This window comes from Leifsonia sp. 466MF (assembly GCF_900100265.1).
Lineage (GTDB): Bacteria > Actinomycetota > Actinomycetes > Actinomycetales > Microbacteriaceae > Leifsonia.
In genome coordinates, this window is record NZ_LT629696.1 from 741366 (window position 1) to 755336 (window position 13971).

The 13971-nt window shown below is 70.3% G+C and carries 13 protein-coding genes; 11 read left to right on the forward strand and 2 right to left on the reverse strand.

Annotated features, from left to right (window positions below; genetic code table 11):
- The first annotated feature begins 8 nt into the window (after window positions 1-8).
- From tsaB to BLR91_RS03545, 4 genes are all read left to right on the forward strand, one after another.
- On the forward strand, window positions 9-629 hold the full coding sequence (gene tsaB, locus BLR91_RS03530) for a tRNA (adenosine(37)-N6)-threonylcarbamoyltransferase complex dimerization subunit type 1 TsaB (RefSeq protein ID WP_089877049.1): 621 nt from the start codon (window positions 9-11) through the stop codon (window positions 627-629).
- Complete coding sequence (gene rimI / locus BLR91_RS03535; RefSeq protein ID WP_089877046.1) at window positions 626-1126, forward strand: ribosomal protein S18-alanine N-acetyltransferase; 501 nt, start codon at window positions 626-628, stop codon at window positions 1124-1126. The genes tsaB and rimI overlap by 4 nt, the downstream gene beginning before the upstream one ends.
- On the forward strand, window positions 1123-2226 hold the full coding sequence (tsaD, locus tag BLR91_RS03540) for a tRNA (adenosine(37)-N6)-threonylcarbamoyltransferase complex transferase subunit TsaD (RefSeq protein WP_089877045.1): 1104 nt from the start codon (window positions 1123-1125) through the stop codon (window positions 2224-2226). Before rimI ends, tsaD begins: the two co-directional genes overlap by 4 nt.
- Window positions 2227-2348: 122 nt before the next feature.
- Entirely contained in the window at window positions 2349-2963 is a 615-nt protein-coding gene (locus BLR91_RS03545; protein WP_020076959.1) for a DUF4190 domain-containing protein, read from the forward strand.
- A 32-nt stretch (window positions 2964-2995) separates the two neighbouring features.
- Here BLR91_RS03545 and BLR91_RS03550 read toward each other — a convergent pair whose 3' ends face one another.
- Window positions 2996-4183, reverse strand: coding sequence for a class I SAM-dependent methyltransferase (locus BLR91_RS03550; protein WP_089877043.1), 1188 nt, complete (start codon window positions 4181-4183; stop codon window positions 2996-2998).
- A gap of 155 nt (window positions 4184-4338) precedes the next feature.
- Here BLR91_RS03550 and groES point away from each other — a divergent pair, with 155 nt between their 5' ends.
- From groES to BLR91_RS03570, 4 genes are all read left to right on the forward strand, one after another.
- Complete coding sequence (gene groES / locus BLR91_RS03555; protein WP_018191921.1) at window positions 4339-4635, forward strand: co-chaperone GroES; 297 nt, start codon at window positions 4339-4341, stop codon at window positions 4633-4635.
- Between the two features lie 82 nt (window positions 4636-4717).
- Window positions 4718-5659: an EamA family transporter RarD gene (gene rarD, locus BLR91_RS03560; protein ID WP_089877041.1), complete on the forward strand. Its 942-nt coding sequence runs from the start codon at window positions 4718-4720 to the stop codon at window positions 5657-5659.
- 97 nt (window positions 5660-5756) lie between these two features.
- A complete protein-coding gene (guaB, locus tag BLR91_RS03565) occupies window positions 5757-7259 on the forward strand; it encodes an IMP dehydrogenase (RefSeq protein ID WP_018191919.1) in 1503 nt (500 codons plus the stop codon).
- A gap of 99 nt (window positions 7260-7358) precedes the next feature.
- On the forward strand, window positions 7359-9047 hold the full coding sequence (locus tag BLR91_RS03570) for an ABC-F family ATP-binding cassette domain-containing protein (protein ID WP_089877039.1): 1689 nt from the start codon (window positions 7359-7361) through the stop codon (window positions 9045-9047).
- On the opposite strand, the gene BLR91_RS03575 is transcribed toward BLR91_RS03570, so the two are convergent.
- Window positions 9031-10191, reverse strand: coding sequence for a MalY/PatB family protein (locus tag BLR91_RS03575; protein ID WP_089877037.1), 1161 nt, complete (start codon window positions 10189-10191; stop codon window positions 9031-9033). The two genes, BLR91_RS03570 and BLR91_RS03575, sit on opposite strands and share 17 nt — an antisense overlap.
- Window positions 10192-10256: 65 nt before the next feature.
- Here BLR91_RS03575 and BLR91_RS03580 point away from each other — a divergent pair, with 65 nt between their 5' ends.
- The 3 genes from BLR91_RS03580 (at window position 10257) to BLR91_RS03590 (ending at window position 13967) form a co-directional block, all read left to right on the forward strand.
- Window positions 10257-11375, forward strand: coding sequence for a GuaB3 family IMP dehydrogenase-related protein (locus BLR91_RS03580; RefSeq protein WP_018191916.1), 1119 nt, complete (start codon window positions 10257-10259; stop codon window positions 11373-11375).
- Window positions 11376-11414: 39 nt separating this feature from the next.
- Window positions 11415-13301 carry a glycerol-3-phosphate dehydrogenase/oxidase gene (locus BLR91_RS03585; RefSeq protein WP_442911245.1) on the forward strand — a complete coding sequence of 629 codons (1887 nt, stop codon included), beginning with the start codon at window positions 11415-11417 and terminating at the stop codon, window positions 13299-13301.
- 132 nt (window positions 13302-13433) lie between these two features.
- A complete protein-coding gene (locus BLR91_RS03590; RefSeq protein WP_231374462.1) occupies window positions 13434-13967 on the forward strand; it encodes a cation:proton antiporter regulatory subunit in 534 nt (177 codons plus the stop codon).
- Window positions 13968-13971: the final 4 nt, after the last annotated feature.

Sequence of the window (13971 nt, forward strand, 5' to 3'; positions counted from 1 at the left end):
CTGGATGCATGCTGCTCGCCATCGACACGTCCGCCGGGACCAGCGTCGCCGTCGTCGACCGGGAGGGCGGGGTGCTCTCGGAGATCATCGAGACCGACACCATGCGTCACGCGGAGGTGATCGGCACTCTGATCGATGAGGCGCTGACCGTGGCCGGCATCGAGGTGCGCGCTCTGTCGGGCGTCGTCGCCGGGATGGGGCCGGGCCCGTTCACGGGACTCCGGGTCGGCATCGCCGCGGCGAAGGCGTTCGCGATCGGCGCGGGCAAGCCGCTCGTCCCCGTCGTCAGCCATGACGCCGTCGCCTACGACCGCTACGCGTCCGGGCACGAGGGTCCGCTGCTGATCGTCACCGACGCCCGGCGCCGCGAACGCTACTGGACCGCCTACTCGGGCGTCGACGGGTTCGGTCTCCCGATCCGCCTCGACGGGCCGGGCCTCGCCCGCCCGGACGAGCTGCCGCATCCCGATATCGCGCGAGTCGACGCCGACGTCGTACCCGCCGGGCGGCTCGGCATGATCGCCGAGCTGCGCTACGCGAACCGGCTGCCCATGGACCCCGACGTCGCCCTCTACCTGCGCTCGCCGGATGTGACGCCGTCCGCCGGGCCGAAGCGGGTGACGGCGTGACCGATCCCGCCCGCACCGTGCACCAGCTGCGCCGCGCCGAGCCCGCCGACGTGCCCGCGATCATGGAGCTGGAGCGCAGCGTCTTCGAGAACGACGCGTGGTCGGAGCGATCCATGCGCTCGGAGGTCGCCGGCGAGCACGGCTACTACCTCGTCGCGTTCGCACCGGAGTCGCCCGACCGCCTCGCCGGATATGCCGGACTCCTCGCCCCGCGCGGGGGAGGGGAGGGCGACATCCAGACCATCGCGGTCGCCCCGCACGCTCGCCGCCGCGGGCTGGGACGTCAGCTCATGCTCGCCCTGATCGCCGAGGCGCGGAAACGCGGCGCCCGCGAGGTGTTCCTCGAAGTGCGCGCCGACAACCAGGGCGCCCAGACCCTCTACCGCGACCTCGGTTTCGAAGAGATCGGCGTGCGCCCGAAGTACTACCAGCCGGACGGTGTGGATGCGATCGTGATGCGTCTCGCCGTCCCCAGCCCGGAGACCACCGTCGCATGACCAGTGCAGCATCCACTCGCCTCGATCCGGCGTCCGTGAAGGAGCCGCTCGTGCTCGGCATCGAGACGTCATGCGACGAGACCGGTGTGGGGATCGTCCGCGGCACGACGCTGCTCGCCAACACGATCGCGTCGTCGATGGAGGAGCACGCCCGCTACGGCGGCGTCGTCCCGGAGGTCGCCGCCCGCGCACATCTGGAGGCCCTGGAACCGACGCTGCGCACCGCCGTAGCGGACGCGGGGATCGAGCTGGCCGACGTCGACGCCATCGCTGTGACCAGCGGCCCCGGACTCTCGGGTGCGCTCATGGTCGGCGTCGGCGCGGCAAAGGCGCTCGCCGTCTCCCTCGGCAAGCCGCTGTATGCCGTCAACCACCTCGTCGGCCACGTCGGCGCCGATCTGCTCGACGCGCAGGGCGGCCCGGGTCATGCCGTCGAGCTGCCGACGATCGCCCTGCTCGTCTCGGGCGGCCACACCTCCCTGCTGCTCGTCCGCGACCTCGTCTCGGACGTCGAGCTGCTCGGCGAGACCATCGACGACGCAGCCGGTGAGGCGTTCGACAAGGTCGCCCGCGTGCTCGGCCTGCCGTATCCCGGCGGCCCGCAGATCGACCGCGTCGCCGCGGACGGCGACCCGAAGGCGATCCGCTTCCCGCGGGGGCTGACCCGGCCGAAGGACCTGGAGAAGCACCGGTACGACTTCTCCTTCTCCGGACTCAAGACCGCGGTCGCGCGCTGGGTCGAGCAGCGTCAGGATGCCGGGGAAGAGGTGCCGGTCGCCGATGTCGCTGCGTCGTTCCGGGAGGCGGTGGCGGACGTGCTGATCACGAAAGCGCTGGCCGCATGCCGCGATCACGACGTGCCCCGGCTGCTGCTCGGCGGCGGTGTCGTGGCGAACGCCCGGGTGCGCCAGCTCGCCATCGCGCGGGCGGCCGAAGCCGGTGTCGCGCTGCGCATCCCGGCACTTTCGCTGTGCACGGACAACGGCGCGATGATCGCGGCGCTGGGGGCGCAGCTGATCATGGCGGGCCACGGCCCGAGCGAGCTCACCTTCTCGGCGGACTCCACGCTCCCGGTGACGGAGATTCAGGTCACCGCCTGAGTGGTGCGTTGACACCCTCCCGGACCCCCTGCCACGATGGGTGTGATACAGCGTTCTCTCAGGAAATCCGTTTCCGCTGAGGCGCCGACCACCAGCTTCCCGCACCGAAGGAGATGGGTCTCATGACCGACCCGAACGCCCCCGTCGAACCGACGGACCCGAACTCGCAGAACGGATCGGTCCCGCCGCCGCCGCCCGCCCCGCCCGCGTCCGACACGGGGGCCGTGCCGCCGCCCGCGCCGGGTTACGGTCAGCAGCCGCCGGCTCCGGACTACGGGCAGCAGCCGCCGGCTCCGGGATACGGCCAGCAGCCGCCGGCCCCGGGATACGGTCAGCAGCCGCCGGCCCCGGGGTACGGTCAGCAGTACCAGCAGCCCTACGGCCAGCAGCCGGGCCAGCCCCAGCAGCCGTACGGCCAGCCGGCGTACGGACAGCCCGCTCCCGGCTACACCCAGCCGTACGGGCAGCCCGCCGCCAAGTCGCCGATCCTGAGCATCCTGTCGCTCGTCGGCGGCATCCTCGGCATCGTGCTCAACATCGCCTGGGGCATCGGCTTCCTGTTCGGCATCGCGGCGGTCGTGCTCGGCTTCATCGGCCGCAACAAGGAGCCGCAAGCCAAGGGCTTCTGGCTCACCGGTATCATCCTCGGCTTCGTGAGCATCGCGATCGCGATCATCTACTGGATCTTCCTGGCGATCATCTTCGCGAGCATCGCGAACTACCAGGGCACCTACTGATCAGAGCCCTGTGAAGCGGTTCGCCGACGGCCTCAGAGCCGTTCGGCGAGCAGCGCCGTGTGCCGCCCGGCGACCCTGGTGAGGATCAGGGTCGCCGGGCGGTCGCCGTTGAGGCCCAGCCGGCGGCGCAATGCGGCGGGGTCCACATCCACCCCCCGCTTCTTGATCTCGAGGGTGCCGATGCCGCGCTGACGGAGAGCCTTCTTCAGGTCCTTCTCGGCGTACGGGAGCGTTTCGAGAACGCGGAAGCCGGCCGCGAACGGGGTCTCAGCGGGCCGGTCGGTCGTGATGTAGGCGATCTGCTCCGAGAGCATCCTGCCGCCCAGCCTGCGTGCGAGATCGCCGATGAGGCGCGCGCGTATGACCGCGCCATCCGGCTCGTAGAGGAACTCCCCGAGCGGACCGGTCTCCTCGTCGGGACTGTCGGCATCGGCGGTCAGTTCGTCCGCCCGATCGCCGCGGATCACAAGTGCGGCGCGGTGGATGCCGGGCCGGGCCAGCGCTCCGAACCAGAGGCCCAGCTCGACGACCTGTCCGTCGGCGGAGACCCACTGCGCCTCCGCCGTCGAGGGGATGAGGTCGCGGTCGAATCCCGGACCGAGCTTCAGGCCGACCGATCGGCCGGTGGCGAGCTCGTACGCGAAGCCGAGCGACGGCGTGTAGTCGTCGGGGTCGGTGAGGCGCTCCGTCTGCGTGTGCCCGGCGGTCCGTCGCGCCGGGTCGAGGAAGACGCCGTCGATCTCGCGCAGGTCGACGTCTTCCGCACGCCGCTGCTCGACCCGAGCGCTGGGGAACGGGGCCAGGTTGAAGGAGGCGATGGCCGCGGTGACCTCGTCGGCCTCGATCGCCAGGACGTCCAGCTCGAGGGCGGCGAGGGCGAGAGCGTCGCCGCCGATCCCGCAGCCGAGGTCGGCGACCCGGCGGATCCCCGCCGCGCGGAACCGTCCGGCATGCCGCGCGGCGACCGGCAGCCGGGTGGCCTGCTCCAGGCCGGCCTCGGTGAAGAGCATCTGCGACGCGAAGTCGCCGAACTTGGCCACGGCCTTGCGGCGCAGTTTCGACTGCGTGAGAACGGCCGCGACCAGCGCGGGGGAGTGGCCCTGCTTGCGGAGGTCGCTGACGATCGCGAGCACGTCCCGCTCGCTGTTGTAGGGCGGAAGGGAGTCGAGCAGCCGCAGTCCCTCCGGGCTCAGGAGGGCGACCAGCTCGGAGCGTTCCATGCGCTCAACGCTACCCTGGACGTGCCGCCCCGCCCGGTCTGGCACTCACGTTGCGTGACTGCTAACGCACCCCCTAGACTCGTGTTAGCACTCTCAGTGCGAGTTTGCTAATCAGTCTTAGTAGAGACACTGTTCTTCACAGGAAAGGGGTCAACGTGTCGGTCTCCATCAAGCCGCTCGAGGATCGCATCGTCATCAAGCAGGTCGAGGCTGAGCAGACCACTGCTTCCGGTCTGGTCATCCCCGACACCGCCAAGGAGAAGCCGCAGGAGGGCGAGGTCGTCGCGGTGGGCCCTGGTCGCATCGACGACAACGGCAACCGCATCCCGCTCGATGTCGCCGTCGGCGACAAGGTCATCTACTCGAAGTACGGCGGCACCGAGGTGAAGTTCGGCGGCGAGGACTACCTCGTCCTGTCGGCTCGCGACGTGCTCGCGGTCGTCGTCCGCTGACGCACCCCCTCTTCTCGACGGCCCGGATGCTCTGAGCATCCGGGCCGTCGTGGTGTCTGCGGTCGCAGGTAGAGTCGGACGAGTGGCATCCTCCGACGACCTCAGCTCCCACCGCACATCCGGACTCGTCTACGCGGTCTCCGCGTACGTCCTGTGGGGCATCCTCCCGATCTACTTCCTGGCCCTCGCGCCCGCCTCAGCCTGGGAGATCGTCGGCTGGCGCGTGATCTTCTCGCTCGGGTTCTGCGCCATCGCCCTCACGGTGACCCGTTCCTGGCGCGCGTTCACGGCGCTGCTCACCGACAAGCGCGTCCTGTTCACGATGGGCCTCGCCGGCGCTCTCATCTACGTCAACTGGCAGACGTATGTGCTGGCGACGGTGAACGGCCACGTCGTCGAGGCGGCCCTCGGTTACTTCATCAACCCGATCGTCACGGTGTTCCTCGGCGTCGTCGTCCAGCGCGAGAAGCTGCGCGTCGCCCAGTGGGTCGCCGTCGGCGTGAGCGTCGTCGCCGTCATCGTCCTCGCGGTCGGCTACGGCTCGATGCCGTGGATCGCCCTCATCCTCGCCTTCTCGTTCGGCCTGTACGGCCTGATCAAGAAGCGGGTGGGCAACCGGGTGGATGCGCTCTCCGGCCTCACCCTCGAGACGATGTGGCTGACCCCGGTGGCCATCATCCAGCTCGTCGTCGTCGCCGTCACCGCCGGGCTCACCATCGGCACCGCGGGGGTGTGGCACACCGTTCTGCTCGTCGGAGCCGGTGTCATCACGGCCGTCCCGCTGCTGTTCTTCGCCGCGGCATCCCGTCGCCTCCCGCTCGTCTACATGGGCTTCATCCAGTACTTCGCCCCGTTCATCCAGTTCATCGTCGGCGTCGCCGTACTGCACGAGGCGATGCCGCCGGAGCGCTGGGTCGGCTTCGCGATCGTCTGGCTCGCGCTGCTCATCCTGAGCATCGACATGATCGTCGCCGCGCGGCAGGGCAAGCGGGCGGCGGAGCTCGACCTGGCCCCGGTGGACTGACCGCGAAGCGGCCGGAATATCCGTCCAGATTCTGCCGTTACCATTGAGCATCCACAGTCGCGCGTCCTCACACGGGATGCATCTTTGAAGGGGTGAGATGGATCAGGCGGATCCGTTCGGTTTCATCGGTTTGACCTACGACGACGTCATGCTCCTCCCCGGGCATACCGACGTCATCCCGAGTGAGGCGGACACGTCCACCCGCTTGACCAAGCGCATCTCGATGGCGACTCCGCTGCTCTCGAGCGCGATGGACACCGTCACCGAGTCGCGCATGGCCGTCGCCATGGCGCGCCAGGGCGGCATCGGCATCATCCACCGCAACCTCTCGATCGAGGACCAGGCGGCGCACGTCGACAAGGTCAAGCGGTCCGAGTCGGGCATGATCACCAACCCGGTGACCACGACCCCGGACGCGACCGTCGAAGAGGTCGACGCTCTGTGCGGCCAGTTCCGCGTCAGCGGTCTCCCCGTCGTCGAGCCGGACGGCACCCTCGTCGGCATCATCACCAACCGCGACATGCGTTTCGTGTCGCCGTTCGAGCGGTCGACCACCAAGGTCCGCGACGTCATGACCCGTCAGCCGCTGATCACGGCTCCGATCGGCATCGACCCGGACGCGGCCGTCGCCATCTTCGCCGAGCACAAGATCGAGAAGCTCCCCCTGGTGGACGCCGACGGCAAGCTCGGCGGCCTCATCACGGTGAAAGACTTCGACAAGAGCGAGAAGTACCCCGACGCCACGAAGGACGACGAGGGCCGGCTCCGTGTCGGCGCCGCGATCGGCTTCTTCGGCGACGCCTGGCAGCGCGCGATGACCCTGGTCGACGCGGGGGTCGACGTGATCGTCGTCGACACCGCCAACGGCGACAGCGCCGGCGTTCTGGACATCATCCGCCGCCTCAAGGCGGAGCCCCGAGCGTCGCACGTCGACGTCATCGGCGGCAACGTCGCCACCCGTTCGGGCGCTCAGGCGCTCATCGACGCGGGTGCCGACGCCATCAAGGTCGGTGTCGGCCCGGGCTCCATCTGCACCACGCGCGTCGTCGCCGGTGTGGGTGTGCCCCAGGTCACCGCGGTCTACGAGGCGTCGCTCGCCGCGCGCGAGGCCAACGTCCCGCTCATCGCCGACGGCGGTCTCCAGTACTCGGGCGACATCGCGAAGGCGCTTGTCGCCGGTGCGGACAGCGTCATGCTCGGATCGCTGCTGGCCGGCACCTCCGAGTCGCCGGGCGAGCTCGTGTTCGTCAACGGCAAGCAGTTCAAGAACTACCGCGGGATGGGGTCGCTCGGCGCTCTGCAGACGCGCGGCAAGAAGACCTCCTACTCGCGTGACCGCTACTTCCAGGCGGATGTGCCGAGCGACGAGCAGCTGATCGCCGAAGGCATCGAGGGTCAGGTGCCGTTCCGCGGCCCGCTCTCCGCCGTCGCCTACCAGCTCGTCGGCGGTCTGCGGCAGTCGATGTTCTATGTGGGCGCCCGCACCATCCCGGAGCTCAAGCAGAACGGCAAGTTCGTGCGCATCACCGCGGCGGGGCTCAAGGAGTCGCACCCGCACGACGTGCAGATGGTCGTGGAGGCTCCGAACTACCGTCGCTGACACGCAGCTTCAGGCCTGAGAAACCGCCGCCCGTTCCCTCGGGCGGCGGTTTCGTTTAGTCTGGAAGGCTTTGCCCGCCTCCCAGATCAGGATCACTCCATGAGCCACATCGACGTCTCCGGCGTCTCGTACACGCTCGCCGACGGCCGGCCGCTGCTCGACGACGTCTCGTTCCGGGTCGGGGATGGGCGCGTCGGCGCACTGATCGGCGCGAACGGCGCGGGCAAGTCGACCCTGCTGCGCATCATCCGGGGTGAACTCCGGCCCGACGCGGGCGGCGTCGTCAACGACGGCGGCCTCGCGGTGATGGACCAGTTCGTCGGACACGTCCGCGACGACCGGACGGTGAACGACCTGCTGGTGGGAGTGGCTCCGAAGGCGGTGAAGGCCGCGGCCGAAGCCCTGGAGGCGGCCGAGAACGCCATCATCGAGCGCGACGAGACCGACACACAGCTGCGGTATGCGAACGCGCTTGCCGAGTACGCCGACGCCGGCGGATACGAGCAGGAAGTCGTCTGGGACCAGTGCACGGTCGCCGCGCTCGGCGTCCCGTTCGAGCGTGCCCGATACCGCGCGGTCCGGACCCTGTCGGGCGGAGAGCAGAAGCGGTTGGTGCTGGAGGCGCTGCTGCGCGGTCCGGAACAGGTGCTGCTGCTCGACGAGCCGGACAACTACCTCGACGTCCCGGCCAAGCGCTGGCTGGAGGAGCAGCTCCGGGCGACGCAGAAGACGGTGCTGGTCGTCTCGCACGACCGCGAGCTGCTCGCCAACGCGGCCGACCGCATCATCACGCTGGAGCTGGGGGCCGCCGGCAACACGACGTGGACGCACGGGGGAGGTTTCGCCGGCTACCACGACGCCCGGCGCGAGCGCATGGAGCGGCTCGAGGAGCTTCGCCGCCGGTGGGATGAGGAGCACGCGAAGCTGAAGGCGCTGGTGCTGCGCTTCAAGGAGAAAGCGAAGTACAACAGCGACCTCGCGAACGCCTACCAGGCCGCGCAGACCCGGCTCGCCCGCTTCGAGGCGGTCGGTCCGCCACAGGCGGTGCCGCGCGAGCAGAACGTCCGGATGCGCTTGACCGGCGCACGCACCGGCCGTCGCGTGCTCGAATGCACAGATCTCGAACTGACCGGGCTGATGCGGCCGTTCGACGCCGAGGTCTGGTTCGGTGAGCGCGTCGCGGTGCTCGGCTCGAACGGGTCCGGGAAGTCGCACTTCCTCCGGCTGCTCGCGGCCGGCGGCACGGATCCGGACCCGTCGGCCGGGCATCTCGCCGCGGCGGAGAACGCCGGCGCTCCCGTCCCGCACACGGGCAACGCCAAACTCGGCGCCCGCGTCGCTCCCGGTCTGTTCGCGCAGGCTCACGAGCATCCCGAGCTGGTCGGACGGACGCTGCTGGAGATCCTGCACCGCGGAGACGAACGCCGCGACGGGATGCCCCGGGAGGCCGCGAGCCGGGTCCTCGATCGGTATGGTCTCGCCGGTGCCGCCGAGCAGACGTTCGAATCGCTGTCCGGCGGCCAGCAGGCGCGGCTGCAGATCCTGCTGCTCGAACTCTCCGGTGCGACGCTGCTGCTGCTCGACGAGCCGACCGACAACCTCGACCTGGTCTCGGCCGAGGCGCTCGAGGAGGGCCTCGCCGGCTTCGAGGGCACGGTGATCGCGGTCACGCACGACCGCTGGTTCGCTCGCGGGTTCGACCGGTTCCTGGTGTTCGGTTCCGACGGCGCGGTCTACGAGACCGACGAGCCGGTGTGGGACGAGCGGCGGGTCAGCCGCGCGCGCTGAGCTCGGCGATCCGGTCGATCGCGTCGGTGAGGACCTCCTGAGAACACGCCAGGTTGAGGCGGATGAAACCGGCGCCGGGCGCACCGAACTCGATGCCGGGATTGACGGCGACGCGGGCCTCCTCGAGGATGCGCGTGGCAGGGTCGTCGCCCCAGCCGAGGGCGCGCAGGTCGATCCAGGCCAGGTAGCTGGCGAGCGGCTCCCGGTAGCGAGCGCGCGGCAGACGGTCGGTCAGCAGGACGGACAGCAGTTCGCGGTTGGTCTCGATGGCCCGCAGCACGTCGTCGAGCCAGGGTCGCCCATCCCGGAAGGCCGCTTCGGTGGCGATCCGGCCGAAGTGGCTGGTGCGCACCTCCACCTCGATGGGCAGGGCGTGGATGCGCTCGGCCTGCTCCGGCGACGCCGTCACGAACAGTGCGCACTTCAGGCCGGCCAGGTTCCAGGCCTTGCTGGCGGAGTGGGCGGCCACGCCGATCCGTCGCGCCTCCTCCGACACCGAGAGGAACGGCGTGAACGTCGCGTCGGTGTGCGTGAGCGGTGCGTGCACCTCGTCGCTCACGACGAACACACCGTGGTGGGCCGCCAGCGCGGCGACCGCCTCCAGCTCGGCGCGCGGGTGGACCAGACCGAGCGGATTGTGCGGGTTGCAGAGCAGGAACGCCTTCGCCCCACCCGCGAACGCCCGCTCCAGACCGGCGAGATCGAGCGCCCATCCGCGGCCGTCGGTCCCGCCTTCGAGGAGCGGCACCTCCTCGACCACACCCCCGGCCTCGGGGATCAGCTCGAAGAACGGCGGATAGACCGGCGGGGTGATGACCACGCGATCGCCTGGCTCGATCAGCATCCGCAGGGCCTCGACGATCACCACGCTCACGTCGGTGGTGGTCCGCGTCTGCGCGGGGTCGACCTCCCAGCCCCACCGGTCGCGCGCGAAGTCGACGAACGCCCGCTGAGTGCGGTCGTCCGGCCCGATATAGCCGGTGTCGCTGCGGTCGACGGCCGCGTGCAGGGCCGCGGCGATCGGCGGGGCGAGCGGGTAGTCCATCTCGGCGACGAACAGCGGGAGGACGTCGTCGGGGTACGCGCGCCACTTCTCGCTGGTGCGCTGGCGGAGACGGCTGAGGGGTTCGGCTTCGACGGTCACGAGACCACCTTTCCACAGGCCCCCGACGCCGAACAGGCGCGCGGCCTAGACTGAAGCGCGTGAGTATGGAGATCGAGATCGGCCGCGCCAAGCGCGCCCGCCGTGTGTACGCCTTCGACGACGTCGCCGTGGTTCCCAGCCGGCGCACCCGCGACCCGGAGGACGTCTCGGTCTCGTGGACGATCGACGCCTACCAGTTCTCCATCCCGTTCATCGCGGCCCCGATGGACTCGGTGGTCTCGCCGACCACGGCCATCATGATGGGCCAGCTCGGCGGCCTCGGCGTTCTCGACCTCGAAGGCCTGTGGACCCGCTACGAAGACCCGGAGCCCCTGCTCGCCGAGATCCGCGAGCTCCCGGCCGAGCGCGCGACGAGCCGGATGCAGGAGATCTACTCCGAGCCGATCAAGCCGGAGCTCGTCACCCGTCGCCTCGCCGAGATCCGCGAGGGAGGCGTCACGGTCGCGGGCGCGCTCTCACCGCAGCGCACGCAGGAGCTCTACGAGACGGTCGTCGACGCGGGCGTCGACCTGTTCGTGATCCGCGGGACCACGGTCTCGGCCGAGCACGTGTCGAAGAACGTCGAGCCGCTCAACCTCAAGAAGTTCATCTACGAGCTGGATGTGCCGGTCATCGTCGGCGGCGCCGCCACCTACACCGCGGCGCTGCACCTGATGCGAACCGGCGCTGCCGGAGTGCTCGTCGGCTTCGGCGGCGGGGCCGCGTCGACCACGCGATCCACACTCGGCATCCACGCGCCCATGGCGACCGCCGTGGCCGACGTCGCCGGCGCCCGCCGCGACTACATGGACGAGTCGGGCGGCCGCTACGTGCACGTCATCGCCGACGGCGGCCTCGGCAGCTCGGGTGACATCGTCAAGGCCATCGCCTGCGGCGCCGACGCCGTCATGCTCGGCACCACGCTCGCCCGCGCCACCGATGCACCCGGCGGCGGATGGCACTGGGGCGCCGAGGCGCACCACTCGCAGCTGCCGCGCGGCAATCGCGTCGCCGTCGGTCAGGTCGCGCCGCTCGAGGAGGTCCTCTACGGGCCGGCTCCGGTGGCCGAGGGCTCTGCGAATCTCGTGGGAGCCTTGCGCCGGAGCATGGCCACGACGGGATACTCGGACTTGAAGGAGTTCCAGCGCGTCGAGGTCGTCGTCGCGCCGTATCGTACGCAGTAGAGCAGCGCCGGCCGATGGCGGCCGGAGAGGGAGAGAACGATGGTGAAGTCCCAATCTGCCCCAGGCGGCGACAGGCACGCGACGCCCGCGTCGAACCCGGCCGTGACCTACCCGTCACGGCTCGGTCCGGCGGAGCGCGCCGCGGCGATCGCGGCGCTCAAAGACACGGAGCTCGACATCCTCGTGGTCGGCGGCGGCATCGTCGGAGCCGGATCCGCGGTGGATGCGGCGACCCGCGGTCTGACCACCGGGCTGGTGGAGGCGCGCGATTTCGCCTCCGGCACCTCCAGCCGCTCCTCCAAGCTGGTCCACGGCGGCATCCGGTACCTCGAGCAGCTCGACTTCCGCCTGGTCCGCGAGGCGCTCATCGAGCGCGGGCTGTTGCTGCAGCGCATCGCTCCGCACCTCGTGAAGCCCGTTCGCTTCCTGTACCCGCTGCACAAGCGGGTGTGGGAGCGCTTCTACATCGGCGCCGGCATGATGCTGTACGACATCTTCTCGTACAGCGGCGGGCGGCCTCCCGGCGTTCCGCACCACCGGCACCTCAGCAAGCGGCAGGTGCTGAACGCCATCCCGTCGATGAACAAGGACGCCCTGATCGGCGGCATCACGTACTACGACGCGCAGGTCGACGACGCCCGCTACGTCGCCAACCTCGTGCGCACGGCCGCGCACTACGGCGCCCACGTCGCCTCCCGCGTGCGGGTGGAGGGCTTCATCAAGGTCGGCGAGCGGGTGGTCGGCGTGCGCGCCCACGACCTCGAGACCGATGAGCGGTTCGACATCCGCGCCAAGCAGGTCGTCAACGCGACCGGCGTGTGGACGGACGACACGCAGTCGATGGTGGGGGAGCGCGGCCAGTTCAAGGTGCGCGCATCCAAGGGCATCCACCTCGTGGTGCCGCGGGACCGCTTCCAGTCGAAGATGGGCCTGCTGCTGCGCACCGAGAAGAGCGTGCTCTTCGTCATCCCGTGGGGCCGGCACTGGCTGATCGGCACGACGGACACCGACTGGCACCTCGACAAGGCGCACCCCGCGGCGACCGCCGCCGACATCGACTACCTGCTCGCGCACGTCAACGAGATCCTCAACATCCCATTGACCCGGGAGGACGTCGAGGGCGTCTACGCGGGCCTCCGGCCGCTCCTCGCCGGTGAGTCCGAGCAGACGTCCAAGCTGTCGCGCGAGCATCTGGTCGCCCACTCGGTGCCGGGCCTCGTCGTGATCGCGGGCGGTAAGTGGACGACGTACCGGGTCATGGCGAAGGATGCGGTGGATGCCGCCGTAAGCGCGATCGACGGCAGGACTCCTCCCTCCACGACGATGGACATCGCCCTGGTCGGAGCCGAGGGATACCAGGCCGCGTGGAACCGCCGTCACCGGATCGCCCAGGAGTCCGGCCTCCACGTCGCCCGCATCGAGCACCTGCTGAACCGCTACGGCACGTTCGCGGAGGACATCCTCGCGCTCATCCGCGAGGACCCGTCGCTGGCCGACCCGCTGCCCGGCGCGGACGACTACGTCGGCGCCGAGGTCGTCTATGCGGCGACGCACGAGGGCGCCCTCCACCTGGAGGACGTGCTCGCCCGCCGCACCCGCATCTCGATCGAGGCGTGGGACCGCGGCGCCTCCGCCGCCCCGGTCGCCGCGTCGCTGATGGCGCGGGTGCTCGGCTGGGATTCGGAGCGGGAGGAGCGCGAAGTGCGCACCTACCTGCGCCGGGTCGAGGCGGAGCGTGCCAGCCAGCTGCAGCCCGACGACGAGTCCGCAGACCGCATCCGACTCGAAGCGCCCGACATCGTGGAGGCCGACGCCGAAGCTGCGAAGGCCGCCGCACCGAAGGCCGGCACCCCGACGAGCGCCGACCAGGCGCCGAAGCACGTCGAGGGCGCCGGTGCGGAGGACGCGCCCGGGACCGACGGGTAGCGGCGGCGGCGCAGGCTGAGAAGCACCGCAGAAGGCCCTCCCGGAGTTCGCTCGCCGGGAGGGCCTTCGCACGCCTCCGGTAGGCTGGATGCATACCCCCCTTATGCCGGCCGGCCCGGCGGATGGAGACGGATGATGGTAGACGTTCGACGGGTGAAGCTGCCCGGGGTCGGGGTGCTTCACACCTTCGTGACCGACGATGGCGGCAAAGTCGGCGTCATCGCGCACCGGTCCGGCCACAGCGACCTGATCACGTTCTCGGACCACGAAGACGGCAGCGACGTCACCAAGGTGTCGCTCCGGCTCAACGAGGATGAGGCCCACACGCTCGCGGAGCTGCTCGGCGGCACGCAGATCACCGAGGCTCTGACCGCGCTCGACCAGATCCCCGGTCTCAGCATCGACTGGTTCACCGTCGACTACGACGACTACATCGCCGGTCAGCAGCTCGGCGCGCCCGGCGACCGCGGCTTCGTCGGCCTCACGGTCGTCGCGGTCGTGCGCGGGGACTCCGCCAACCCGGCGCCCGCTCCAGACTTCAAGGTGTTCCCCGGGGACACACTCGTGGTCGCCGGCACGCCGGAGAAGGTCGCGAAGGCGTTCTCGTTCTTCCGGACCGGCGAGGTCGCCCACCGTGTCACCGCCGACGCTCCGCCCGGAGGCTGATCGA